The sequence below is a fragment of the Nafulsella turpanensis ZLM-10 genome (genome assembly GCF_000346615.1).
Lineage (GTDB): Bacteria > Bacteroidota > Bacteroidia > Cytophagales > Cyclobacteriaceae > Nafulsella > Nafulsella turpanensis.
Map to the genome: position 1 here is coordinate 1 of NZ_ANNU01000032.1, position 26,211 is coordinate 26,211.

The following is a 26,211-nucleotide window of genomic DNA, read 5'->3' on the forward strand; positions in this document are numbered from 1 at the left end:
TTTTGCCATTACAGCTCATTCTAAAGGGACCGTCTTTGCAGTCACTTCTTCTAGTGAAGTACTGTCGCTGTTTGATAAGAGCGGCTGTGAATGTAAGCTTACCCGCAACAGGGGCTGAATATGCCTGCCACTGGCCCTGAAGTTTATCAATAAGGCTGGCATGGAGTATTTTATTACAGAAGGAACCCTTTCTAACAAAATAAAAATGTTCTATTAGCTCAAAAAAAGGCCTTAAACCAGGCCATGGGTAATTCCGTAAGCAACCAACTCACTGGTTGACTTCATTTCCAGCTTTTGCAGCATGTTTTTGCGATGAGTACGAACGGTGTGGTAACTAATAAACAGTTTACAGGCAATTTCTTTGCTGTTTAAGCCCTGTGCCAGCAGGCGAATGACTTCCTTCTCTCTTTCACTTAGCTGCATCTTATCGTTTTCGTGAGGGAATTCTGCTGTATACAAAGTTTCGTATGTCTGGCCACTGCTTAGCTTATTTATCAGCATCTTTACTTTAAAAGGCTGCACCATTGGCATTTCATACACATGCACCAGCATGGCCTGGTGCTTTCCCTGCTCGTCGGCTTTCATAACCGATACCTGTTCCATCAGGTGAACATAATATCCCTCTCTATGCCGGAAACGATAATTATGCTGCAGCAGCATTTTTTTCTGGTCTTCAAAAGAATGAGACGCCAGCAGCTGGCTAAAGGTAGGATAACTGTGCTTAACAATAAATTCTCCATCCTCTGGGTGCATATTTCTTATCTGAAACTGAACGCCTTCTTTTTCCACCACCTCGTTATCGTAGCCTGATAAAAAGGACTGCCCCCTCCCGATATAATCGTAGTGGAAGGTGCTGAAATTCACTACCAGGTAAAAACGTGGGCCTGGCGGAACAATTTTATCCATATGCTTTAAATACTGGATATGAGGCTCAACATCCTTAAAAGCGATGCCGGCTCCGTTGTACCACTTGTCGCGGTGAAAATCCAGTAATAAATTTTTACTCATCCTTTTGTTTAAATGAATAATACAATATAATAATTTAATACTAATTCAAAAACTCCCTGATGCTCCGAAACCTTATCCCGCCCGGGGCAAAGGACAACCGTTTAGCGCACCAATAAGAACAGATCACTTTACTGGTTTTCTGTCAACTTGCCCTCCCTTTCAGGAAACCCTGAATCTCCACCAAAGTCAGGCTGCTACCGACAGCAAAAACCTTTTACCATATCAGAAAGTTGAGGGATAAAAGAATTTGATATGCCCCTGATAGGAAAAATAGTTAAAACTGTTATAGACCTCTCCAGCAGTCTTTCGAAGCAGGAAGATGCCCTGAAGGCCCAGGAAAATGTGCTGAAAATGCTACTACAAAAAGCCGAACAAACCGAATTTGGCCGGCATTATAACTTTAGCCGGATACTGGAGGCTGAAGACAGGAAGAAGGCTTTTGCAGAAAGCGTTCCGCTCCATGACTACAGTAAAATGTATGAAGACTGGTGGAAAGAACAGCTGAAGGATAAAGAAGACGTTACCTGGCCTGGCAAAACGCTTTATTATGCCCTGAGTGCGGGCACGACCGGCAAAAGCAGTAAAAAAATTCCGGTAACTGATGATATGATACAGGCTATCCGCGATACGGGTATGAAGCAGGCCCTTGTGCTCTCGGAGTTTGACCTGCCGGACGAGTTTTTCCAGAGTAATGTGCTGATGCTGGGCAGCAGCACTCAGTTAAAAGAAAGAAATGAGCACTACGAGGGAGAAATCAGCGGCATCAGTGCCAGTAATGTTCCCTTCTGGTTCAGGGGCTTTTATAAACCGGAGGAGGAGGTTACCTCCATTGATGAGTGGGATGAAAGGGTGCGGGAAATCGCCAAAAGAGCACCTGAGTGGAATATTGGGGCCTTGTCCGGCATCCCTTCCTGGATAGAGCTGATGCTGAAAGAGGTGGTTTCCTACAATGGATTGAAAAACATTCACGAAATATGGCCCAACCTTTCTGTTTATACTACCGGTGGTACAGCCTTTGGTCCTTACCGTAAGAGCATGGAAAAGCTGTTCGAGCGCCCACTCATATACCTCGACACCTACCTGGCCTCCGAAGGTTTTCTGGCTTACCAGCAACGGCCGAATGAGGAGATGGCGATGACCCTTTCGTACGATACGGGCATATATTTTGAGTTTATCCCCTTCGAAGAGGAGTACTTTGATGAAGCAGGCTCTCCCCTCCCCGATGCGCCTGTTGTACCGTTGGCCGGAGTAAAAGAAGGAAAGGAATATGCTATTATTATTTCGACTGTAGCAGGCGCCTGGCGTTACAGCATAGGTGATACGGTAAAAATCACTGATAAGGAAAGGAGTGAGATTATTATTACCGGCCGTACTAAACATTTTATGAACGTGGTAGGCTCAAAGCTATCGGTCAATATCATGAACGAGGCAGTAAAGGAACTTGAGGAACAGTTTAAAATTTCCATCCCTGAATTTACCATGGCAGCCGTACAGCTGAATGGCGAGTATTACCATAAATGGTACCTGGGGGTAGAGGAAGAAGGAGCCGTACAGGCAGAAGAAATTACCGAATCGCTCGATGAGATATTAAAAAAAAGCAATAAAAGCTACCGGGGCGCCCGCACAAAAGCTCTTAAAGGCATTATGGCAGAGATAGTACCCAAGGAACTGTTTTACGACTGGTCTGAAGAAGAAAAGAAAAAGGGAGGCCAGGTAAAAACACCCCGCATGATGAAGGATGAGCAGTTTGAAAGGTGGGAGGCTTTCGTGAAAAAACGTTTATCCTCCTGAAGCTGCAGGAAGTTGAGGAGAGCCAAACTCCTCAACCAGCTCCCTTATTTCATCAGGGGAGAGATACAACCGCCTTATCCGCTCTTTATAAACTTCGGCAAAACCGGCCTGCTGCAAAATGTATTCCTTTACTGAAAGGATGTGCTGTCCCAGCCCGTGCTGCACGGCAATAGTATCGGCTCTACGCTCTGCTTCCCTTAAAAAGCTTTCGGAAAAGAGGTATTTTAATCCGAAAATGGCCATGGCAGGAAGAGAGCGCGGAAGGTAATCGACAATATGTCCCAGTTCATGCCCCAGCCAGCCCACCAGCACGTTATAGGGCATGTTCCGGATATGGAATACCTCCTCTCCTATTTTAAAATCCTGTGAAATCCGGATGACATAGGCTCTGCTCCAGCGCCCTCTGAGAAGCCCATCCAGCTTAGGCTGGGCCAACATAACGGATTTACGGATGCGGCCGGCATAAACAAAATGAATCTCCACCCCGGCCAGTTCAGGATAAAAGGAAAGGCTTTCCAGTACCGCCGCCTCCAGCTCCGGTGGGTAAAATTTATTTCTGTACATAAAAAGAATTCTTCAACGGTAACTCTTCTCCGGGCATAACGGAAAAGCTTCCCCTGCCCCTACTCCACTTCAAAAACGGTATCTTACATCAACTTGTTCTTTTCCCCTTTAACTTTCCGGTTGTGCGGCAAACCTGGTGATAGCATGCGCCATATTAATGAGGAGAATGAATTCTAAAAAATGCACCTGTCTCCTTACCCTTAAAAGATCCCTACTGTAGGCATTCGCACTATAAGTTTGATAAAGAAGGTATTATCAAAAACAGCTTTCCTATGAGGCTGTTAAAGAAATGGAAGTCAGCGAACGGCCTGACATAAATCATTTTTGCCATGCAGGGCACCTTTTAGCTTTGCATAAAATTTTCACCCATGACAAAATCTGTCTTTATTGCCACCACAGAACCCTATAGCGGAAAATCCATTATTGCACTGGGCCTCGTGGATATGCTCTTAGGAAAAGCCCGCAAAGTAGGTTATTTCAAACCTGTTATCAATACTTCATCCGGCGAAAAGAAGGATGCTCATATCGAAACGATTGTCAGCTATTTTAAGCTCGACATTCCTTATGAGGAAACCTACGCCTACAGCCGCCAGGAGGTAATGCAGCTGATTGATGCCGGTAAGCAGGGCGAAATTTTCGATACCATCATCAGCAAATATAAAAAGCTGGAAGAAGAGTATGACTTCATCATTGTAGAAGGCAGCGATTTTTTAGGCGAGGGTACGGCATTTGAGTTTGATGCCAATGTTTCCATTGCCAAAAACCTGGGGGCCCCTGTTATTATTGTTATTTCGGGCGAAGGAAAAACCACCGCACAAACCATTAATTCTGCCCTGGCAGCCAGCCGCAACTTTCAGGTAAGGGATTTACAGGTACTCAGCCTGATTGCCAATAAGGTAAGGCACGACCAGGTAGAGGATGTGCGGGAACTGCTGGAAAAACAACTCTCCGACCGCATTAACTGTGTGGTAATTCCTTCCGACCCAAGCCTTAAAAGCCCTACCATTAAGGAAATAGTTGATATTATTGGAGGCAAACTGCTGTTTGGAGAGCAGCATCTCAGCAACCAGGCCGACCATTTTATAATGGGCGCCATGCAGGTGCCTAATTTCCTGAACCATATTAAAGATAATGTACTAATTGTTACCCCGGGCGACAGGGGCGATATTATTATGAGTGCGCTGCAGGCTCACATCTCGGCGAATTACCCTAAAGTAGCCGGCATAGTGCTTACGGGTGGCTTTGAGCCGGAAGAACCTATTATGCGCCTGATCCAGGGCCTTGAAACGGTTGTTCCTGTTATTGCGGTGCAGTCAGCCTCTTTCCTTACTGCCACCAGAATCGGCGCTATCCAGTCGCGCATCAGTCCTGATAATGAGAAAAAAATTCAGCTGGCCATTAATACCTTTAAGAAATATGTAGATGTACAGGCACTGGACGAAAGGCTGATTACCTTTAAACCCGAAGGCATGACGCCCCATATGTTCCAGTACCAGCTGGTAAAATGGGCCCGCCGGAAGAAAAAACATATTGTATTACCGGAAGGGAATGATGAGCGAATCCTGCGGGCCACTGCAAGACTGATTGCTCAGGATATCGTAGACATTACCCTCCTGGGCGATGCCAATGAAATTGCCGGCATCATTCGGAGGCTTGGAATTAAGCTCGAGCTGGAGCAGATTAACATCATCCAGCCTACTGCCTCTGAAAAATATGAGGATTATGTGGAAACCCTTTATGAGCTTCGGAAAGAAAAGAACGTGCAGCTGGAGATGGCCCGCGACCTGATGACGGATGTTTCTTACTTCGGCACCATGATGGTGTATAAAGGACATGCCGATGGAATGGTTTCGGGGGCAGTGCATACCACTATGCATACCATTCGCCCGGCCCTGCAGTTTGTAAAAACCAAACCCGGAGTATCGGTGGTATCGTCTGTATTTTTTATGTGTCTGCCCGACCGGGTGTCGGTTTTTGGCGACTGTGCCGTAAACCCGAACCCCACGGCCGATGAGCTTGCGGAAATTGCCATTTCCTCGGCCGAAAGCAGCCAGCGCTTCGGCATCGAGCCACGGGTAGCCATGCTCTCTTATTCCAGCGGCACTTCCGGCGCCGGGGCCGATGTGGAAAAAGTTCGTATGGCTACAGAGATAGTACGAAAAGAGCGGCCCGAACTAAAAGTAGAAGGACCCATTCAATACGACGCCGCCGTTGACCCTTCGGTAGGCAGACAGAAAATGCCGAACTCAGAGGTGGCCGGGCAGGCGAGCGTGCTTATCTTTCCCGACCTGAACACAGGCAATAACACCTACAAAGCCGTTCAGCGCGAAACAGGAGCCCTGGCCATTGGTCCTATGCTGCAGGGCCTTAACAAACCTGTAAATGACCTGAGCCGCGGCTGTACCGTAGATGATATTTTCAATACCGTTGTTATTACGGCCATACAGGCACAGGAATAGTGATTAGTGGTGGGTCATGAGTAGTGAGTCCTGAGAAAAAAGCAGCACCTTGCCTCCAATCTCAAATCCTAAATCCTAAGTCTTATGTCTTATGTCTTATGTCTTATGTCTTATGTCTAACTTCTAACTTCTAACTTCTAATACATGAACATATTCGTTATCAATTCCGGCAGCAGTTCTATTAAGTACCAGTTATTTCGTTTGCCATCGGAGCTGCCGGTTTGCAGTGGATTAGTTGAGCGGATAGGGCTGGAAAATTCTCTCATTATGCATAAGGTGTACCGGGAGGGAGAAGAAGAGGTAGTTCGCAAAAGCATAAAGTTACCCGACCACGAAGCCGGATTAAAAGAGGTGGTAAACCTGCTAACAGATGCGAAGGTTGGGGTAATTCAAAATCTGGACGATATTGAGGTGGTAGGCCACCGGGTGGTACATGGGGGCGAAAGCTTTGCCGCCACAACCCTCATTACTCCGGAGGTAAAGGCAGAGGTGAAGAAGCTCTTTGCCCTGGCTCCCCTTCACAACCCCTCTAACTACCTCGGCATTGAGGTGGCCGAAAAAATCTTTTCCAAAGCCAGCCAGGTAGCCGTTTTTGACACTGCCTTTCACCAGAGTATGCCTGAAAGGGCCTACCGCTATGCTGTCCCTAATGAGTTATATTCCAGGGAAGGCATCCGTGCCTATGGTTTCCATGGTACCAGCCACAAGTATGTTGCGCAGGAAGCCGCTCGTTACCTGAATAAAGCAGACAGCAAGCTGATTACCATCCACCTCGGTAATGGCTGTAGCATGACGGCCGTCAAAAACGGAAAGTCGGTTGACACCAGTATGGGTTTTGGTCCGTTGGGAGGCTTGATAATGGGCACCCGTTCCGGCGATATTGACCCTTCCATCCTCTTCCACCTCATCCGGCAGGGCAGGTATACTGCGGATGAGCTTCATACCCTGCTGAACAAAAAGAGCGGCATGCTGGGATTAACCGGCTACAGCGATATGCGCGATGTAGGCAGGGCAATAGTAGAGGGCAAGGAAGAAGCAAAGCTCGCGCATGAGCTCTATGCCTATCGGATTAAGAAGTATATCGGCGCCTTTGCCGCTGTACTCAACGGGCTGGATGCGATTGTTTTCACCGCCGGTGTAGGTGAAAATGATGCCAGTGTGCGGGAGGCAGTTTGCCGGAATATGGACTACCTGGGTATAAATGTCGATGTGGAAAAGAATAAAGAACGCAATGGGCGACTGCGCGAAATAAATACGGAAGATTCCCGGGTAAAAGTGCTTGTAATTCCTACCAATGAAGAGCTTGAAATTGCCCGGCAGTGTTTCGAGATGCTGAACAATTGATGAGTTTTAGAGGAAGAATGATGTCTCATGTGTTGGAACAAAGGAGCTACAGTAGCAAAATCGCCAATGCCTTTTAGGAGTAGACTTACTTTTACCAGCCTTACAAAGAGTCTACCGGCATTAGGTACAGGTTCCTTTTCAATATCAAACCACCCAAAACACCTTCATCTTCAGTAGTAGGTTTCCTTCCAACCGCTATCTGTCGCGCGTTTACAAGGCGTACCATCTTCTTATATTGAAGCACCTTCCTGCCAGTTGTTATAAACTATTGAAATGAAACTTCATTTCTCTTCTTCCAGGAAAGTAACCAAAGGTTCGATAAAACGATCAAAAGCTTCGATATGCGGTAGGTGACCGACATTATTTAACTCCACGAGTTTAGAATTTTTAATTTTACGTGCCGTGGCTTTTCCCAGATCAGGGTAGTTACCCAGTGTTTCCCGGACCTCCGGCGAAACCAGGTTCTTTCCGAGCGCCGTCCGGTCGCGCTGGCCAATAATCAGCAGTGTTGGCACCTCCAGCTGGTCGAATTCATACACCACCGGCTGTGTAAAAATCATATCGTAGGTAAGGGCGGCATTCCATGCAATAAGAGGATAATTGATGTTCTTTGTCCAGCCCGCCAGCACATTTACCCATGGGTCGTAAGCCGGCTTCCACTGCCCGTCGTAATAGCTCTGGAGCTGATAGTTTTTGATGCTCGCATAATCCTTCTTCAATTCATTCTCATACCACCATTCCACTGGCCGGTAAGGCACCTTCAGCTTCCAGTCTTCCAGGCCAATAGGGTTCTCCAGTACCAGCTCTGTTGTTCGTTCCGGAAACATAAGGGCAAAGCGAGTAGCAAGCATCCCTCCCATGGAATGGCCAAGTACGGCAGTTTTTTCCACTCCTAAAGAGTCCAGTAGTGCTTTGGTATTAAGGGCTAACTGCTGAAAAGAATACTGAAAGTTTACCGGCTTCGAGGATTTACCAAAGCCAATCTGGTCAGGTATAATTACCCTAAATCCTTCTTTTGCCAAAGCGCGGGCCGTCTCCTCCCAATAGGCACCGTTAAAGTTCTTCCCGTGCAGGAGCATGACCGTTTCGCCATTAGGCTGCTCGGGCTGCACATCCATATAAGCCATTTGGTAAGGACTGCCCGCAGGCATGGCTCCCGCCTGATTGGAGATATTTATATAATTTACCTCAAAAGGATACTCATAATTTTCAAGGTAAAGGCCTAATGCCTGCACTTTATCTTCCTGAGCCAGTACATTAGCAGAGAAAAAAAGAAAGGCTACAAAAAATACATTTTTCATAAGATCTTATTAAATTAAACGAGTGGATAACCGGACATATGGAACTCCGGGCGCTGCAACGCTTCTTTCCGAACTTTCTCCGTCTTTTTCCTCCAGCTACTACCCAGCATATAGGGCTGTCTTATTTTTTTACCTAATCCGCTATGCTTGTTGACAGAGGATGGCTTTGCTGTATCTTACCTTCAATGTTTAATCCCTGCCCGCAATCACCTTTAATCGTCAGACCTTCTAAAGTCCATGTTCAGAAAGAGCGCCAGCTGCAGTCGGTCTAAATTACCAGCCGACACTTTATGCCGGAGGTAGCCCGCCTGTAAGCTGAGGAATGCGTTAAACTTATACCCAAGTGCGGCATAAAGCCTGTTCTGATCGAAAGGGTTTTCAACTACATTTAAAAACACCTCATCATAAAAAGTTGCGAACAAGGTATTCTCTGTTAACTCTGCATGGTTCAGGGGAATATTGACCAGCAGGCGGTAGCGCAGTCGGTTGAGGTATTTGTCATTGAGAGTTGATGAAATCCATCGCTGCTCAATTCTGTAGCGGTGCTCGAAGTAGAGCCTTCCTAATTGGTTAGTAAGCACGAGCTGCTCCCATATTCTATGTTCAATGGTACTGCTCTTAAACTCTTCCTTATCGAAAGAAGAGGTTGGAATATAGCCATACCCTGCCATTACACTTGCCTGGGGACTTAACTTCCTGCCCAGTCCCACCCTCAGGAGCAGCTGGTTGAAATTACTCAATGGTTCGTACAACCTCAGCTGTGCTTCTGCGTGCAGGTTATATTGATCTGAAAGTTTTGCATTGCCGAATAACATAAGCCAGTTTCCCAGCTCTTCTTCACCCGTTGTTTGTGCCTGTAATTGTGTGGCTCCCAAAAAAAGGAGTAACAGTAAATATTTTTTCATCTCTTTTCTTTTATCATTAGCCTGTCCTTCTATTCTCCGGATGGTCATCCGCTACAACTATTCTTACTTCTTCATCCTCAATTATGCGTCCTGTTACATTCGCCCGTCTAAACTTTCACCATCACCTTCCGCTGCAAAAGGGGAGCTTGTAGTTATTACTATAAAAGAATAAAAAGGTTAAAAAACTAAAATATCATGCAGCAAAACCTCACATATTATGGGCGCAGTCTTTATTCTATTTTACACGTTCCACTTCAGTTATATCAATAAAAAGAGGCTACCATTTAACTGATAGCCTCTTAATTTATTTAAGCTGAAAAGCCGTTTCCGAAACTCACCTGCTTACTGCAGTACACCTATAACGGACTCAGAAAAACGCTCCATTTCTTCCAGCTGCGGACTGCACTGCAGCAGGAAGAAGTCCACTCCTACTTTTTCGAAAGCAGCAATCTGGTCCTGCACCTGGGCGGGGGTGCCGGTTAAACCGCTACGCAGGCCGCGATTCGATACTGAATAATCTTCGAGCGAGGGTTTATGCTGCAGCTGTGTATTCGCCAGCCACTCCTGGTAATTTTTGTAGCTGACAGAGCTGGCTTCCACATTTGTAATGCGCTCCAGCTCCTTTTTTACCTCCTGCTCATTATTTCGGACGATGGAATAAGCAGCCACACCAAACTTCATTGGCGGAAGGCCCTTTTGTTCGCGGCGCTGCTTCATATCGGCTATTTTTTCACCAATCTGTTCCGGGCTGGCACCATGCATTACATAGCCATCGCACTGGCTGGTAATCATATTCCGAGCCGCTTCCGATTCCCCTCCTGCATAGAGGAAGGGCTTTTTAGCTGGTTTTGGCTGCAGTACATTATCAGCTACCTGGTAGTACTTTCCTTCATAGCTTACATGGTCTTTTTCCCAGAGGCGATGAATAACTTCAATCCATTCGCTGGTACGGGCATATCGGTCGTCGTGCTCTTCAAAATCAATGCCGTATTTTAAGGCCTCGGTTTTCCACCAGGAAGCCACCACGTTCAGCGATATTCTATCGCTACTGATGTGGGCCAGGTTTGCCACCTGCTTTGCCAGCAGGGCCGGATTATGAAAGGTAGGCCGTACCGCCACCATAATTTCCAGTTCTTTGGTAACAGCTGCAAGGGCTGCTGCCGTAGACCAGGCATCCATGGAAGGCGCCTCCTCCCCTTTTATATCGTTCAGGTATAATTCTGCAATCAGGCTAAGACTATAGCCCCAGTCTTCGCTCTTTTGGGCCAGTGTGCGAATGTAGTCCCAGGAGATATCCATTTTTTCATCCTCTACATTCCGCAGCCAGCCGCCAAATACGGGTAACCAATATCCAAACTCCATCTTATACCTCCTCCAGTTTTAGGTTCGCTTTTCTTTCAAGGAAATCGACCAGGCGCTCATGCGGGTTAAAACCTATCACGTTTACGGCATCGGCCACAAAGTTCGACAGTGCGTTGATGTCGTAATAGTAAAGCTGCCCGTCGCGGTCGTCGACCATGTATTCAATTCCACCTACATCAATACCAGCTGCCTGAACAGTTCGTTCAATAGCCTCAATCACTTCATTCGGAGGCGTAAAGGCTTCGACTTTTAAGCCGTTCTTCGGTGCATCGAGGGCGCAGGCATTACGGGTGAGTTCCTGTCCATTCGTGGTCTGGCAAATATCGGCCGGGCAAAGGTTAAAACTTTCGCCGGAGGTGTAGACTTTAATGGCATAGAGGTACTTGCCCCCCAGGGTTTCCACCCGGTTAATATGCCCTCCACGGGCTGTAATATACTCCTGCACCAGGGCAGTATGGTCAAGGCCGAGGCTGATCTCGCCAGCATCAACCGCCGCCTGCAGCTCTTCAGGGGAGTTATAGCGGGTAATACCTGCACCGCTACCGCCAATATTGGCTTTTACTACCACCGGAAAGCGTAGTCCATCCGCCGCGGCCACCGCCTGGGAAGGGTGGTTAATAACCCTTGCCTTTGGGTAGGGAAGCTTCAGCGACTGTAAAAGACTCATCTGCAGGGCTTTTGAAGTTTCGTACTGAAAGGCCTTGTAACCATTTACCACCGGTACTCCAAGCTTTTCGAGCTGGGCCAGTAATCCGAGAGTATAAAAAATTCCCTGCTCATTGTTCCGCAGATAGGCCGAAGGGCTCATGCGGTTAAAGAACAGGTTATAGGGAGGCTCCTGCTCCGCCACATCAAAATAATGCTGAGCAGCATTGAGCTTTACAAAGGGAAGCCCTCTGGACTCAAGCTCGCTGAATAAAGGACGAAACCAGTCGGGGTGTTCATAAAAAACCGCAATGGCTTTTTCTTGCTGAAGATTAGACATATAAATAAATTTAGGTATAATTAAGCTTAATAGATGTTTAAACACTAATGCAATAAAAATGCATTTAGTTCTCTGGTGAGTAAAGCAAAAGTTTTTTGCCTTGTGTACCATTAAAATTAGATGGAGGTATTATTCCGGCAGATACAGGAAACGAAGAGAGAAGTGAGTGAACACAGCCTCCCCTGCCTCTGCAGAGAGTTGGCTTATGCCTTCAGAATATCTTTCTTTTGCCGGAAAAAGATTAGCAACAACAACAGCAACAACAAGAGGTATCTACCGCTGAAACCTGAGACTGAAAGCCCTGGTGAAAAAATAAATGACGGGTAAACAAAGCGTTGTGCATCGGTTTGGTATTTATATCTCCTAAATAGGCAGGAATTAGCACCGTTGCCGGGCCGCGTAGGCTGGGCAGGGTTGCTAGAAGTTCATAGAGCCTGTTCTCTCCCTTCTTCTTTATAAATCAACCACTGGTAAGTAATTGACTTGTTCTGCAAAGGTGTAGTAGAACAGATGAAATACCAAAATTGAACACTATTATTTTTTACTGCACATGCATAATGGGCTGATCCAGGCGCTGAAACAGAAGCATTACAGGCTTTTCAGACAGCCGCCTGGCTACCAGAAGAGGGACCAGCAAAGCCATTAATAGCCCGGGGGAAATCCCCTCTCCCTGCCACTTTTAACAATATACTTTCTTTGAAAAAGCAGGTTCATCTTTTAGCGCTACCATTTAGCCTCACCCCCGCATCAGACTCCTTTTAGCCTGCCAACTATAAACTTCCGGCAACTATTTGTAAATTAGCGTGATTTTGTTTTAATTATACAGTAGCAACATATTTTTAATTTGTCCGGGCATTTAGTTGCTTATACTCCCGGAAGCTCATGTGTAGAGAATAATAAAAGCGCCGGATTCCGGTCTTATTCTTTGGTGTACAACTTTTTTAGTAAACTTTATGGCATCTTCGAAGCAATCGTCAAAAGATAAGCCGTTACGGCAAAGTCAATACCAGCAAAGTTTCCTGCAGCAATTAGCTGATTTCACACCAGAGCTCCTGTTCGTTATCGACCTCAATAGCCATGAGATTCTCTATGTCAACAGCAGGGTAGAGTATTTACTCGGGCATGATGCGAATTACATTTACGATAAAGGCTCCGACATTTTTAAAATGCTGGTACACCCGCAGGATTACGAGCTCCGCATGGCGAACCTCGAGGCCTGCAGGCAACTGCCCGACCACAACGAAAAAGTGGTTGAGGTACGACTAAAATTAGCCGGCAGGGACTGGAACTGGTTCAGGATCAAAGACAAAGTGTTTAAGCGCGATGCAGAAGGGCAGGTAGTACAAACCATCGGCATTGCCCAGAATATTCATGAGCAGAAACTAGCAGAGAAAAAGCTACAGGAAGAGCACCGGCGCTTTAAGGATGCCCAGGCCATTGGCCACATCGGGAGCTTTGAGCGGAATTTACCAGGAGACATGGTATACTGCTCTGATGAATTTTTCCGCATTCACGGTCTGGAGCCGCAGGCAGAACCTATGAGCACCGAAAAGTTCATGTCTTTTATTCACCCGGATGATGTAGATGAATGCATGGAAGCCATTCGCCATTCTCATAAAACCGGTGAACCTTTTGACTTAATCAACCGCATTATTCGCCCCGATGGCAGTGTGCGCTATGTGCACCGGAGGGCAGCTCTTTCTTGCAATGAGAAGGGAATACCCCTTCGGGTATATGGAACCCTTCAGGATATTACTGAGCAAAAGAAAACAGAGGAGGAAGTTCTCCGGCTAAAAGATGAGCTTACACAACAGCTTAGCAACCGGTACCGCACGCTCTTTGACTCCATAGACGAAGGTTTCTGTATTCTGGAGGTAGTTTTTAGCGAGGAGAAGGAGTCTTCAGAAAAACAGGTTGCTGATTACCGCTTCATTGATACCAATCCTGCTTTCGAAAAATATTCAGGCATAAAAAATGCCCCTGGCAAAAGTTTAGCAGAACTGCTACCGGATATTAGTTTTTCTCGTTTCGCCAACTATGGACAGGTGGCACTTACAGGGGAACCCATGCGATTTGAGGATTATGTAGCGGCGACTGAAAAATGGTTCGACATAAGTATTTTCCGGATAGGCGCTCCGGAGGATCGGCAGGTGGCAGTGCTCTTTAATGATATCACTGACCGCAAGCGCCATGAAGAAGTCCTTCGCGAATCGGAAGAGCGTTTCCGGCTTATGGCCGATACAATTCCACAGATTATCTGGATTACCGATGCAGAAGGCCGGGCAGAGTTTCTTAACAAACAATGGTCCGCCTACTCAGGAGTACTCTTCGAACCTACTACGGCCGCAGAGATTGCCGCTAACTTTATCCACCCTGAGGATGCGCCAAAGGTAATGGCCGCCTTTAATGAGGCAATGCAAACGGGCAACAGCATGGAAGTTGAGCAGCGCACCCGTTCAGCAACAGGAGAATACCGCTGGTTTCTGAACCGGGCCAATCCCTATCGCGACCCAAAGACCGGTAAAATAAGCAGGTGGTTTGGTGCATCGACCGATATACATGACCGCAAGCTTGCCGAAGAATCTTTACATCGTTCGAAGAAGCGCCTGCAAAAGGCCATTTCAATTAAAACTGTTGGTATTACTTTCTTCGATCTCGAAGGTAAAATTTACGATGCCAATAAGGCTTTCCAGCAAATGAGCGGCTACTCACATGAAGACTTCATCAGTGGCAAAGTACGCTGGGATAAAGCAACGCCACCGGAATTTATGGAAGCCACCCTTAAAGCCAGGGAGGAACTCTTAAGCGAAGGACAAAATACCCCCTACGAAAAACAATACTTCCGCCCGGATGGCTCACGCTGGTGGGGGCTTTTTGCCGGCAAACGCCTGAGCGAAAACGAATGTGTAGGATTTGTCGTCGATATTGGCAAGCAGAAAAGGGCCGAACAGCAGCTTAAAGAGTTTAACAACTCGCTGGAGCAGCAGGTGGCAGAACGCACGCATGCACTGCAGGAGAATGTTCATTTTATTCAGAAAATAGCCGACATTACACCCGATATTCTGTTTGTGTATGACCTGGAGCAAATGCGACTGAAGTATATAAACCGCGACCTGTATTCGCTGCTGGGCAAGAGCCTTAAAACCCTCCGGGCCATGCCCCCCGAAGTACTATTCTCTCTGCTCCACCCCGACGATAGAGAATCGGCACAGACTTTTACCCAGAGCTTCGAAGATGCCTCTGACGAAGAACTTAAAGAAATAGAATTACGCCTGCAGAACAGGCAAAGGGAATGGCGCTGGTTCCACTGCAGAACCCGGGTTTTTAAGCGAAACGAAGAAGGAAAGGTAGTACAGTTGCTCTCTATTATGCGCGATGTTACGGAAGAGAAAAACACCACCAAGGCCCTGCTGGAAGCCGAAAAGCTCTCGGTAAAAGGAACCATGGCCCGCACCATTGCACATGAGGTACGAGGACCAGCCGCCAACATTGCCTTGTCTATGGAAATCATCCAGAAAGAACTGGAGCAGGAGCTGAAAGGTAAAGAGGATGCGCTGGTTTATTTCGATATTGTTTTGAAAAGCTGCCATCGCATAAGCAATTATATAAACGAGCTTCTCAATATTTCCGTAGCAGAACCCGGTGCTTTTATCGAGAGCGATTTAGCGGTGCTGGCCGAAGAAGTACTCAACCAGGCCCAGGACCGCATTTTCCTGAAAGAAATCAGAGTAGAGCGACATTTCAGCAAGGGTTGTATCGTCCATGCCGACCGGGAGCGATTGAAAGTGGCTTTCCTCAATATTATCATGAATGCCATAGAAGCCATGGAAGAGCAGAAAGGGATTTTAGCGCTCTCCGTCCGCCAGCAGAATGATAAAATACTCTTGAGTGTTCAGGATAATGGCTGCGGCATGACAAAGGAGCAGCTCTCTAAAATGTTCGACGCCTATTACACCAGTAAACCTAAAGGCATGGGTGTAGGGCTGGCAAATGTAAAAGCTATTTTGCAGGACCACTCGGCCAATATTAAAGTAGAAAGTGAACCTGGCAAAGGCACTAATTTTACTGTTATTTTTACTGAGCAGCCATAAGATATACAGGCAAAGTTGCAGGTATCACCTTCCTCACCACCTCTGTCAATGCTATTTTTTGAATGATGCCAAAAAGACCTTATCGCCTGCCCCTGGTGCTGCCAACGGCAAAGCTAGCTGATAGCGGCCAGGCATGCACACTTTAATGCCCTCATCAGGCAACATCAACTATTTTTCTGGCCGGCTATTGAAGGAGAATATACAAATTGTAAGTATATTAGAGATCTGAATTAAGCAGCCATAAATTCATTTTTAACCATAACACCAGTACCGGGAGCGTCTCAATTAGCTTTTTCAGCAAAATAACTTATTATTCCACCCACTGAACCACAGCAGCGCCTGTGGTTCAGTGGGTGGAATAATATAAAACTCCACAGGGAAGCGGCACCAGAGCTTTTAACGAACAGCCAGATGAACAAACCCGGTGCTGCACTTTCTGTTTTCCTGTATCGCAGCCTGTTTAAGAGGATTAAACCGGAGGTAGTAAATATTTTTCAAATGACTTTTCTCTAATTTTTCTCTTTAATGCCCCAGACAGATTTTCTCACATTCGATAAGCTTAAAGTATTTGAGTCCATTCCGGATTTGTACCTTATCCTTTCACCGGAACTGCATGTGCTCACCGCCAGCAACGCTTACCTTGCTGCAACTTTTACCGAACGCCCGGCGATTGTGGGTAAATATGTATTCGATGCTTTTCCCGACAACCCCGATACACCAGATGCCAATTCAGTCAGTAATTTATTTACCTCTCTGCAGGAGGCACTAAAAACTAAGCAGCCTCATCAAATGCCCCTGCAACGCTACGATGTGCCACGACCGCAGTCTATGGGAGGAGGTTTTGAAGAGAAGTACTGGAACCCCACCAATACACCTGTACTGGATGAAGAAGGCGAGGTTTTGTACATCATCCATAAAGTAAGCGATGTAACAGACAGTATTAAAAACCAGCGCCACATCGAGCATCTTGCCGCCCGCGAGCAATATGCACTTTCGCAGCTAAACTGGGAGCAGAAAAGGCTGGAGGCTGTTTTTATGCAGCTCCCGGTAGGCGTTGCCATTTTTAAAGGCAAAGAGCATGTTGTTGAATTGGTAAACCCGCAGATGAGCGAAATACTGGGTCGTGCACCGGAGGATTTAGTAGGCAAAGCTATTTTTGATGCACTGCCGGAAGTAAAAGGCCAGGGCTTTGAAGATATTCTTGCAGGAGTATTTACCTCCGGCCGCCCTTACGAGGCACTGGAAGTGCCTGTAAGCATGACACGGGCAGGAAAGCCTGCCATTGGTTTTTACAATATCATTTACCAGCCACTCCGGAATCATGAGCAACAGGTCATTGGCATTATACAACTTATTACGGAAGTAAGCGACCAGGTAGAGGCCCGCTTTGAATCTGAGAACAGGGAAAGACAGCTCCGCCTGATTACCGATGCCCTCCCTGTACTAATCGGCTATCTCGACAAAGAAGAAAGGTACCGTTTTGCCAATAAGGCATATGAGGAATGGTTCCCGCTCAGGGCCGGGGAACTGATAGGCCGGCCCGTTCGCCAGGTAGTGGGCGACAAGGCATATTTTGGTCTAAAAGAGTATATTGATCGGGCACTGGCCGGCGAACGGCTGGATTTTGAATCAAGGATGCCTTACCGCGAAGATTTTGTTAAGCATATCCGCACCAGCTATATACCCGATATTCGCGATGGCAAAGTAGAGGGTTTTTATACCCTTGTGAATGATATTACCGAACAGGTAGTGAGCCGGCAGAAAGTAGAAGAAAGTGAAGCAAAATACCGCAACCTGTTCGAATCGATGGAACAGGGCTTTTGTATCATTGATCTCATATTCGATGCCGATAATAAGCCGGTAGATTACCGTTTTATTGAAACCAACCCCATGTTTGAGGTGCAGACAGGACTGAAGCAGGCAGAAGGAAAAACCGCTCGCGAACTTGTACCCGATTTAGAGCCCCACTGGTTTGAACAGTACGGAAAGGTAGCCTTAACCGGTACCCCCCTCCGCTTTACGCAAGGCTCCGATGCCATGGGGCGCTGGTTCGATGTGTATGCCTTCCGGATGAGCGACCAGAACAACCACAGAATTGCGCTTCTCTTCAGTGATATTTCGGAGCGCAAGCAGGCCGAAAATGAATTAAAAGAAAGCGAAGAACGCTTCAGCAGCATTTTCAATCAAACATCCGTAGGCATTGCGCTAACCGATTTATCAGGAAAATTTACCCTCGTAAATGAGCGCTACTGCGAAATGCTGGGGAGGAGCAGAGAGGAACTCTATCAGATGCGTATAACCGACCTCACTCACCCGGAAGACCTGCAGGCCAACATTCCCCTGTTTAAGAGGGCTGCAGAAGATGGCATTCCTTTTAAGATTGAAAAGCGTTACCTGTGCGGTGATGGCTCCTATATATGGGTAAACGTTTACGGCGCCTCTATCAAAGATGCCGAAGGAAAGCCAAAATATATTGCAGGAGTTGCGCAGGACATTACGGAAAGCAAACTGGCGGAGGAAAGCCTGAAACGTACCAATTCGTGGTATCAGCTGGTGAATCAGGCCACACAGGATGCCATCTGGGACTGGAATTTACAAACACAGGAAATCAACTGGAACGAAGGAATTTATTCCATGTTCAACTATAAGCCCGAAGAAGTGGACAGAACCGCCAGCTGGTGGTATGAGCATGTACACCCCGAAGACCGCGACCGGGTGGTAAATGGCATCCACGCAGTAATTGATTCAGGGGAAGAGCACTGGTCGGAAGAGTACCGCTACCTTACCGGTGATGGTGGCTTCAAAATTGTTTTTGACAGAGGCTTTGTACTTCACGATAAAGAGGGCCGGCCCATTCGTATGATTGGTTCTATGCAGGACATCAGCGACCGCAAGCAAACCGAAGAAGCCTTAAAGGAAAGTAAGGAGCTTTTCTCCCGCGTAATTGACGGCTCCAACGATGGTATATGGGAATGGGATTTTAAAGATGACAGAGCATGGTGGAATCAGCGCTTTTCTGAAATAATAGGTATCGATATACCCGAGGCTCAGCGCAGTTTTAAGTCCGTTGCAGATTGTATACACCCCGAAGATCAGCCTTCGATTGATGAAGCCCTCACCGGACACCTCGAGCGTAACGAAAAGTTTGAGGTGGAATGTCGTGTGGTGCATCCTTCCGGTAAAATCAGGAATGTGCTGTTAAAAGGCAAAGCCATACTCGACAGGCAGGGAACTACCGCAAAGCTCTCCGGTACCATGACGGATATTACAGAACGCAGACAGGCCGCAGAGCATCTTCGACACAAAAACGAGCAGCTTACAAAAATTAATAACGACCTCGATAACTTTATTTATACCGCTTCGCACGATCTGAAAGCTCCTATCACGAATATCGAAGGACTGGTAAATCTGCTCAGTAAATTCTTTAACACTAACCCTCCGAACCACGAAAAAATAGCAAGCCTGATGGAGCTGATTCATACTTCCATCGACAGGTTTAAGGCCACTATTAAGGATTTAGCAGAAGTGGCCAAAGTGCAAAGCAGTACAGAAGAGGACCTTGCGGAGGTTTCGTTTACAGAGGTGTTTGAAGAAGTAAAATCGAATATAAAAACTACAATCGACGAGTCAAAAGCCCTCATTACCGAAGATTTCTCCGGGGCACCTGCAATATACTTCTCCAAAAAGAACCTTGGCAGCATCCTTTATAACCTTGTTTCCAATGCCATTAAATACCGCTCCCCTGAGCGACAGCCACAAATTACAGTAAGTACTACTGTAGACGAAAACTTCATTTTACTGAGTGTACAGGATAACGGGCTGGGTATTAAAGAAAAAGACCGGCACAAGGTGTTTATGATGTTTAAAAGGCTGCACCAGCATGTCGAAAGCACAGGGGTAGGCATGGCCATCGTTAAAAGGATAGTCGACAATAACGAGGGAAGAATAGAGATTGAGAGTAAAGAAGGGAAAGGCTCTCTTTTTAGAATCTATTTAAAATCAGAAACTCCTCCTGAGGCTTAGCAGGAGGTTCCTTCCTTTCCCCACATCCGGCTGCTAATCAGTGGATTAATACCCCTCCTATTACTAAAAATTATAGTAATAGAGAATTATTGTGGATAAGTTGATAACTTTTTTAGCAAATAAAGTGGCTTTTCAGCAGTATTGATTTTAGTATTGCTAAAATTAATAGCCAAAGCCATGTCTTATCCAACCACCTCATCGCGCAGTATACTGCACCTCGACCTCGATGCTTTTTTCGTATCGGTCGAGCGCTTAAAAAATTCTTTGCTCGAGGGGAAGCCCGTTATTATTGGCGGAACCGGCAGCCGTGGCGTAGTGGCTTCCTGCAGTTACGAAGCCCGTGCCCATGGTATTAGCTCAGCCATGCCCATGCAGCTGGCCCGCCAGCTCTGCCCCCACGCCATCTATATCCGCGGCGATATGGAAAGCTATTCCGGCTACTCCCGACTGGTTACAGACATTATTTCCGAAAAGGTACCGCTGCTCGAAAAAGCATCTATCGACGAATTTTATGCCGATATGAGTGGCATGGACCGCTTCTTCGGTATCTACCAGTACGCACAGGAGCTGAAGCAGACAGTACTGAAGGAAGCCGGCCTTCCCGTCAGCTTCGGGCTGTCGACCAGCAAGCTTATTTCGAAAATGGCCACCAACGAAGGCAAACCCGGCGGCAAAATACAGGTCAGGAGCGGCATTGAAAAAGAGTTTATTGCACCCCTTTCCATTAAAAAGATTCCCTCCATCGGTAAGGTTACTTTTCAGCAGCTCAGCGCCATGGGCGTTAAAAAAATTCATACCCTCAGCAAGGTACCTGTACGACTGCTGGAGCGGGAGTTTGGCAGCCGCGGAAGGGAGCTGTGGAACAAGGCCCAGGCTATCGACACCACTCCTGTCGTCCCCTATTCCGAAGCAAAATCCATCTCTACCGAAAGAACTTTTCAGCAGGACACCATCGACCTGCACTTCCTGAGAGCCGCCTTAAGTAAAATGAGCGAGGAGCTGGGCTTTCGGCTAAGGCAGCATAATAAGCTCACCGGCTGTATTACCGTAAAAGTCCGCTATTCCGATTTTAACACCTATACCCGGCAGAAGAGCATTGCCCTCAACGCCAGCGATAAGCTTATTCAGGCCCATGCCCTTGAGCTTTTTGAAAAGCTGTACCAGAAAAGAGTGCTGGTGCGCCTCATCGGGCTACGGCTCAGCCAGCTGGTGCACGGTCATCAGCAAATCAGCCTGCTGGAAGATACCCCAAAGGAAATCCGCCTCTACCAGGCACTGGACTATATCAAAAACAAGCATGGCATCGACAAAGTACTCCGTGCCTTTTCGCTCTGAGAGCAGAGCGGTATGTTCATGACAGGCCGGCTTTTTGAGACCGGAAGTAGCTTTTCCAGGGAAATCACGCATTATAGACGTGCGTTAAAAAGAGAAGGGCACACCTGAGAGAGGCAAGGGCTTTTACTCAAGAAGAAAGAGAAGAGGTCACGCGTTGCAAACGCGTGGCAGCTTAACAGCTAAAACCGATGAGCTCGGGGCAAGGGTACTTCGCCACAAGGTGCTTCAGCTACGAAAGCTAAGGACTCAATACTCATGACTCAATACTAAAATTATGTTCCTCAACTGCCACACCTGGTACAGCCTGCGCTTCGGCACACTCAGCCCTCTTCAGCTGGTGCGGCTGGCTGCCGCGAAGGGTATTCGTAAGCTCGCCCTCACGGATATCAACAACACCTCCTGCATGCTTGAATTTTACAGCGCCTGTCGGCAGCAGGGCATAGAGCTAATTGCCGGCATTGAGTTTCGCGATAAAGAGAATAAGCTGCTGTACATTGGTCTCGCACAGAACAATAAGGGCTTTTACCTGCTCAACCACTTTTTATCGGAGCATTCCAAAGAAGGAAAAACACTGCCGGAACGGGCTCCTTATATGGAGCACACCTATATTATTTACCCCCTCAGCTTCGACTTACGGCAGCCGCCCGAAGAGCACGAATTTATTGGCATCCGGCCGCAGGAAGTTACGAAAATATACTCCTCTCCCATTCGCTATGCTCTTAATAAAGCGCTTATCCTGCAGCCGGTTTCTCTTGCCACAACAGAAGACTACCAGCTTCTTTCCACCCCCGACGAGAATTTCAGCGGCACCAACGGCTATGAACTGCACTGCCTGCTACAGTCAGTCGACCAGAACGTACTCCGCAGCCGGCTCGACACCACCCACCTTGCCCTGCCCGGCGACCACTTTGTGCCGCAGGAAAAGCTGGAAGAGATATTTGCCCCCTATCCGAAAGTAATCGAAAACACCCGAAAGCTGCTGAATGCCTGCAGCATCCACTTCGAGCTAAATACACCCAAAAACCGCAAAAGCTTTACCGGCAGTACGGAAGATGACCGGCTTCTGCTCGAAAAACTGGCACAGGACGGCTTTAAGAACCGCTATCCGGCTCCCTCAAAAGAAATACTGAAGCGCTTTGAGCGGGAAATTGAAATGATTGACCAGCTCCATTTTGCTCCTTACTTTCTTATTACCCACGACATTATCCGCTATGCCCAGATGCGCGGCTTCCGCCATGTAGGCCGCGGCAGCGGAGCCAATTCCCTTGTGGCTTACTGCCTCGGCATTACGGAGGTAGATCCTATCGCCCTCAACCTTTATTTCGAACGCTTTATCAATCCACAGCGCTCCTCCCCGCCCGATTTCGATATCGACTTCAGCTGGGACGAGCGCGATGAGATTGTCGACTATATCTTCAAACGTTATGCCCGCGGCCATGTGGCCCTGCTCGCCACCGTTACCACTTTTCAGGCGAAGGCACTGATACGGGAGCTGGGAAAGGTGTTTGGCCTTCCTCCACAGGAAATTGAAAGTCTGCTCAGGCAGCGAAGTGCCACCGACGAAATAGGGCAGCAGATTCTCCACTATGCCCGGCAGCTGGACGGCTTTCCCAACCACCTCTCCATCCATGCCGGCGGGGTACTGATTACAGAAGAGCCCATTAACTGCTATTCGGCCAAAATGCTGATGCCCAAGGGCTTCCCCATTGTGCACTTCGATATGTATACTGCCGAGGAGTTCGGCTTTTACAAATACGACATCCTGAGCCAGCGCGGCCTGGGGCACATAAAGGAAGCCGTGCAGCTGGTTCGGGAAAACAGGGGCATCCATATCGATATTCAGCAGACTGAGAAGTTTAAGAAAGATAAAAAGGTGCTGGAGATGCTGCTGAACGCCCAAACCATTGGCTGCTTCTACATTGAGTCGCCGGGTATGCGGGGCCTGCTCTCCAAGCTTCGCTGCAACAGCTTTGAAATATTAGTGGCCGCCAGCTCCATTATCCGCCCGGGCGTATCGCAGTCGGGCATGATGCAGGAGTACATCCGCCGCCATAACGAGCCGGAGACTATCCGCTACCTGCACCCCGTGTTTGAAGAGCTGCTGGCCGAAACCTACGGGGTAATGGTGTATCAGGAAGATGTAATTAAAATTGCCCACCACTTTGCCGGGCTCGATTTAGGCGAGGCCGATGTGCTCCGGCGGAGCATGAGCGGCAAGGGCCGCAGCCGCGAGCAGATGTTACGCATTAAGCAGCGCTTCTTCGAGGGCTGTAAAGCAAAAGGCCATACCGATGAGCTTAGCCACGAAGTATGGCGGCAGATGGAGAGTTTTGCCGGCTACAGCTTCTGCAAGGCCCACTCCGCCTCCTATGCCGTGGAAAGTTTTCAGAGTCTTTACCTCAAGGCGTATTATCCACTGGAATTTATGGTGGCCGTTATCAATAACTTCGGCGGCTTTTATGCCATGGAGCACTATGTGCACGAGGCACGTATGTGCGGAGCCACCACAGAACCTCCCTGCGTAAACCACAGCCAGTACCTCAGCACCATTAAAGGCAGCACCATTTACCTTGGCTTCGTACACCTGAAGGAGTTCGAAATAAAAGTAGCGAGTCAGCTCATCAGGGAGCGTGAAGAAAATGGTCCCTACACCGGATTTGCCGATTTCCTGCAAAGGGTACCCGTACAAAAAGAACAGCTAAACTTACTAATTCGCATCAATGCCTTTCGCTTCACCGGAAAGTCACGCCATTTACTGCTCTGGGAAAAGAACAGTTACGGGCAGGCAAAAAGGAGTAGTTCCAGCTCGCTATTTCCACAGACAGAAGAAAAGGAAAGCAAACTGCCCAGGCTGGACATTCATGCACTGGAAGATGCCTTTGAGCAGACAGAACTGCTGGGTTTTCCGCTCTGCTCGCCCTTTGAACTGCTGGAGCAGCAGCCTGCTACCAAACTAACGGCCGGCGAACTGCCCCTCCATATTGGCCGGCAGGTAGAAATTGCAGGTTACTTCGTCACCAATAAAGTAATCCGCACCCGGCAGCAAAAGCTCATGAGCTTCGCCAGCTGGATTGATACGGAAGGACACTTCTTCGACACCACCCATTTTCCGCAGGTACTGACAAAGTACCCCTTTACCGGTCCCGGCTGCTATTTAATTAAAGGAAAGGTGGTCGAAGAGTTTGGCTTCCCCAGCATTGAGGTAGCCGAAATGAGCTACCTGAGGCGCATCACCGACACCCGCTTCAGCAGCTGAGCTTACACCTCCCGGGGGCGGATGATTCTCTGGCGATCGCGGTTTCGCAGCGGAGTTCTTTCTGCAGGAGAAACAGCTTTTTTCTCCATAGATGTCACCTTCTTCAGAATCAGGGACAGGAGTAAGCTGAACAGGACAAAGCCTATAAAGAGCAAAAAGCCTGGCTGCAGGGAGGTTTTATTGGTCGAAATGCTCATGAGCGATTCAGTATCTACATTTAAAATAGAGAGCTGGTTATCGAGTATTCCCTGAAAACCAATGTAGGCCATAAAAATAGCGATAACATATACATCGGCCATGCTCCATTTTCCGGACTTAAATGCAAAGAAGTTGAGGATTTTATTGCTTCTTATGCGCTTACTCCCCATCAGGTAAATTTGTGTAGAAATTAATTTGGCAATCGGAAAAAGAATACTAAAGGCCAGAATCAACACTCCAACTAGTACAGAATCGATCTGTCCTGTTTCCAGCAGAATCTGTACTACATCGATAATACTTTTACTCTGAAAGAAAATAACCTGGTCGTTAAAGGAAATTTTTTCTCCTATCAGTAAAAAATTAACCTCCTGGAAACGGGCATCTATTTCAATCATGGGAGCGCTAATACCTGCTGCCAGAATTACCAGCGACACCAGTACCGACATTACAAACAGAGGAATATGAACCGCCTTCTGCTTCTTTAACACCCACCACAGAATTAAAAACACCAATACAACCGCCAGGGCAATATAGGTATAGAAATAAGTAGATTCCTGCAGGATCTTCAGTTCCGCGGCAGTTTGCCGGTTAAAATCATCGAGACTGGCAGCCTCATACTTGTTCAGGAGGGAATCCAGCAGCAACGAATCAGGTGCATTCGCATGTGTAATATTACTGTATTCCAGCAGCTTACTCCTGACAATGTATTTCAAAGCCTCCTTATTCTCCGGTTTCTGGATTTCATTCACGAGGGTTTGAGAAAACAAGGGTACCGTTTCTCTTATCTTCTCCTCGTCTACCAGGGTTTTAAAAGCAAACTTCTTTAACTTTCCCTTGATGGTGGTTTGCTTCCGGTCTACCAGGCTGTCTACTTTATCAATACCTGCATACATGAGGTTCCCTACCATGTGTACCAGCGTATCTTCCTGCGCAGGAGTAAATTCAAAGTCTTCAATCCGGTTGAGCGCGATGGTAGTAAGGTGGTCGCGCCAGGTATTCACCGATAATAATCCATAAGTAATACTATTGACTTCGCTGTAGTCTTTCTTTATTTCAGCCCGTTGAGAGGAATATTGATATACCTGAAAGCAGCTCCATCCGGCAATTAAAAGCAGGGCTCCTGTAAACAAAACCAGGAGACTTTGTTGTAAAAATTTAGGCATAAAGAGTTGATTAAATCTCTGTAGTGTACGGTATTCATACGGTTTTGTTAGTAGAGGAGCTTTTGCCTTCAAAAAGAGCATAAAAGAAAAAGGCCATTCTTCCGCTCCTTTTCTTAATACTTAGGAAGGTTTTTTGAAGAATCAGAAAGTAAGCGCTTACTGAAACAAGTTAAAATTCCGGCTACGGGAAGAGCTTACCTTTCTTTACTTTTAGTAGTGTTTCTTTTGCAGCTGAATTGCTCCTCAAGGATGTAAAACCACCAGACTTTCCTCTATAATCTGCTCCACTCCTTACCGGCAGATGCTTTAAATTAGCCTGGCTGAAGCAGGCATGCGCATTTCTTCAGCCCCTTTACTATCAGTGGCTACAATCTTACTGTTGAAAAAGTCCTGGATAACCTGCTTAATTACAGTTTTGAAAATATA

14 protein-coding genes and 1 riboswitch are annotated in these 26,211 nt (G+C 47.2%); of the genes, 7 read left to right on the forward strand and 7 right to left on the reverse strand.

All coding sequences use genetic code 11. The annotated features are described in order from the left end of the window. Positions 1-231: 231 nt before the first annotated feature. A complete protein-coding gene (locus F752_RS0112900) occupies positions 232-1,008 on the reverse strand; it encodes a response regulator transcription factor (protein ID WP_017732163.1) in 777 nt (258 codons plus the stop codon). Positions 1,009-1,260: 252 nt separating this feature from the next. Between F752_RS0112900 and F752_RS0112905 the strand changes: the two genes are divergently transcribed. Continuing rightward, positions 1,261-2,799, forward strand: a complete 1,539-nt coding sequence (locus F752_RS0112905; protein ID WP_017732164.1) for a GH3 family domain-containing protein — start codon at positions 1,261-1,263, stop codon at positions 2,797-2,799. Here the strand turns inward: F752_RS0112905 and F752_RS0112910 are convergent. Further along, on the reverse strand, positions 2,788-3,363 hold the full coding sequence (locus tag F752_RS0112910; RefSeq protein ID WP_017732165.1) for a hypothetical protein: 576 nt from the start codon (positions 3,361-3,363) through the stop codon (positions 2,788-2,790). The genes F752_RS0112905 and F752_RS0112910 overlap by 12 nt on opposite strands. A 368-nt stretch (positions 3,364-3,731) precedes the next feature. Here F752_RS0112910 and pta point away from each other — a divergent pair, with 368 nt between their 5' ends. Next, positions 3,732-5,822 (forward strand): phosphate acetyltransferase, encoded by a 2,091-nt coding sequence (gene pta, locus F752_RS0112915; protein WP_017732166.1) that lies wholly within the window; start codon positions 3,732-3,734, stop codon positions 5,820-5,822. A 144-nt stretch (positions 5,823-5,966) separates the two neighbouring features. Beyond that, entirely contained in the window at positions 5,967-7,166 is a 1,200-nt protein-coding gene (locus tag F752_RS0112920; RefSeq protein ID WP_017732167.1) for an acetate/propionate family kinase, read from the forward strand. A gap of 281 nt (positions 7,167-7,447) precedes the next feature. Here the strand turns inward: F752_RS0112920 and F752_RS0112925 are convergent, their stop codons facing one another. From F752_RS0112925 to F752_RS0112940, 4 genes are all read right to left on the reverse strand, one after another. Next, positions 7,448-8,467, reverse strand: a complete 1,020-nt coding sequence (locus F752_RS0112925; protein WP_017732168.1) for an alpha/beta fold hydrolase — start codon at positions 8,465-8,467, stop codon at positions 7,448-7,450. A gap of 212 nt (positions 8,468-8,679) precedes the next feature. Then, on the reverse strand, positions 8,680-9,372 hold the full coding sequence (locus tag F752_RS0112930) for a DUF2490 domain-containing protein (protein WP_026135727.1): 693 nt from the start codon (positions 9,370-9,372) through the stop codon (positions 8,680-8,682). 342 nt (positions 9,373-9,714) lie between these two features. Then, positions 9,715-10,734: an LLM class flavin-dependent oxidoreductase gene (locus F752_RS0112935; protein ID WP_017732170.1), complete on the reverse strand. Its 1,020-nt coding sequence runs from the start codon at positions 10,732-10,734 to the stop codon at positions 9,715-9,717. Between the two features lies 1 nt (position 10,735). Then, positions 10,736-11,719: an ATP-grasp domain-containing protein gene (locus F752_RS0112940; protein WP_017732171.1), complete on the reverse strand. Its 984-nt coding sequence runs from the start codon at positions 11,717-11,719 to the stop codon at positions 10,736-10,738. A gap of 351 nt (positions 11,720-12,070) precedes the next feature. Further along, positions 12,071-12,181: riboswitch (SAM riboswitch) on the reverse strand. A 491-nt stretch (positions 12,182-12,672) separates the two neighbouring features. On the opposite strand from F752_RS0112940, the gene F752_RS0112955 reads away from it, so the two are divergent. From F752_RS0112955 to F752_RS0112975, 4 genes are all read left to right on the forward strand, one after another. Then, complete coding sequence (locus F752_RS0112955; RefSeq protein WP_017732174.1) at positions 12,673-15,810, forward strand: PAS domain-containing protein; 3,138 nt, start codon at positions 12,673-12,675, stop codon at positions 15,808-15,810. 525 nt (positions 15,811-16,335) lie between these two features. Further along, positions 16,336-19,833, forward strand: coding sequence for a PAS domain S-box protein (locus tag F752_RS25390; RefSeq protein WP_020380541.1), 3,498 nt, complete (start codon positions 16,336-16,338; stop codon positions 19,831-19,833). Between the two features lie 177 nt (positions 19,834-20,010). Next, the gene (dinB, locus tag F752_RS0112970) at positions 20,011-21,168 is read left to right on the forward strand and encodes a DNA polymerase IV (protein WP_017732176.1); all 1,158 of its coding nucleotides are present in this window, start codon (positions 20,011-20,013) and stop codon (positions 21,166-21,168) included. A gap of 274 nt (positions 21,169-21,442) precedes the next feature. Beyond that, positions 21,443-24,424 carry a DNA polymerase III subunit alpha gene (locus F752_RS0112975; RefSeq protein WP_017732177.1) on the forward strand — a complete coding sequence of 994 codons (2,982 nt, stop codon included), beginning with the start codon at positions 21,443-21,445 and terminating at the stop codon, positions 24,422-24,424. A 2-nt stretch (positions 24,425-24,426) separates the two neighbouring features. Here F752_RS0112975 and F752_RS24100 read toward each other — a convergent pair whose 3' ends face one another. After that, the gene (locus F752_RS24100) at positions 24,427-25,785 is read right to left on the reverse strand and encodes a paraquat-inducible protein A (RefSeq protein WP_017732178.1); all 1,359 of its coding nucleotides are present in this window, start codon (positions 25,783-25,785) and stop codon (positions 24,427-24,429) included. Between the last annotated feature and the right edge of the window lie 426 nt (positions 25,786-26,211).

What these genes read in the sequence shown, in the direction of transcription:
- F752_RS0112935 (WP_017732170.1), bottom strand. Translation starts at nt 10,734, where the DNA reads ATGGAGTTTGGATATTGGTTACCCGTATTTGGCGGCTGGCTGCGGAAT.
- F752_RS0112955 (WP_017732174.1), top strand. Translation starts at nt 12,673, where the DNA reads ATGGCATCTTCGAAGCAATCGTCAAAAGATAAGCCGTTACGGCAAAGT.
- F752_RS0112920 (WP_017732167.1), top strand. Translation starts at nt 5,967, where the DNA reads ATGAACATATTCGTTATCAATTCCGGCAGCAGTTCTATTAAGTACCAG.
- dinB (WP_017732176.1), top strand. Translation starts at nt 20,011, where the DNA reads ATGTCTTATCCAACCACCTCATCGCGCAGTATACTGCACCTCGACCTC.
- F752_RS0112910 (WP_017732165.1), bottom strand. Translation starts at nt 3,363, where the DNA reads ATGTACAGAAATAAATTTTACCCACCGGAGCTGGAGGCGGCGGTACTG.
- F752_RS0112940 (WP_017732171.1), bottom strand. Translation starts at nt 11,719, where the DNA reads ATGTCTAATCTTCAGCAAGAAAAAGCCATTGCGGTTTTTTATGAACAC.
- F752_RS0112975 (WP_017732177.1), top strand. Translation starts at nt 21,443, where the DNA reads ATGTTCCTCAACTGCCACACCTGGTACAGCCTGCGCTTCGGCACACTC.
- F752_RS0112925 (WP_017732168.1), bottom strand. Translation starts at nt 8,467, where the DNA reads ATGAAAAATGTATTTTTTGTAGCCTTTCTTTTTTTCTCTGCTAATGTA.
- pta (WP_017732166.1), top strand. Translation starts at nt 3,732, where the DNA reads ATGACAAAATCTGTCTTTATTGCCACCACAGAACCCTATAGCGGAAAA.
- F752_RS0112930 (WP_026135727.1), bottom strand. Translation starts at nt 9,372, where the DNA reads ATGAAAAAATATTTACTGTTACTCCTTTTTTTGGGAGCCACACAATTA.
- F752_RS0112905 (WP_017732164.1), top strand. Translation starts at nt 1,261, where the DNA reads ATGCCCCTGATAGGAAAAATAGTTAAAACTGTTATAGACCTCTCCAGC.
- F752_RS24100 (WP_017732178.1), bottom strand. Translation starts at nt 25,785, where the DNA reads ATGCCTAAATTTTTACAACAAAGTCTCCTGGTTTTGTTTACAGGAGCC.
- F752_RS25390 (WP_020380541.1), top strand. Translation starts at nt 16,336, where the DNA reads ATGCCCCAGACAGATTTTCTCACATTCGATAAGCTTAAAGTATTTGAG.
- F752_RS0112900 (WP_017732163.1), bottom strand. Translation starts at nt 1,008, where the DNA reads ATGAGTAAAAATTTATTACTGGATTTTCACCGCGACAAGTGGTACAAC.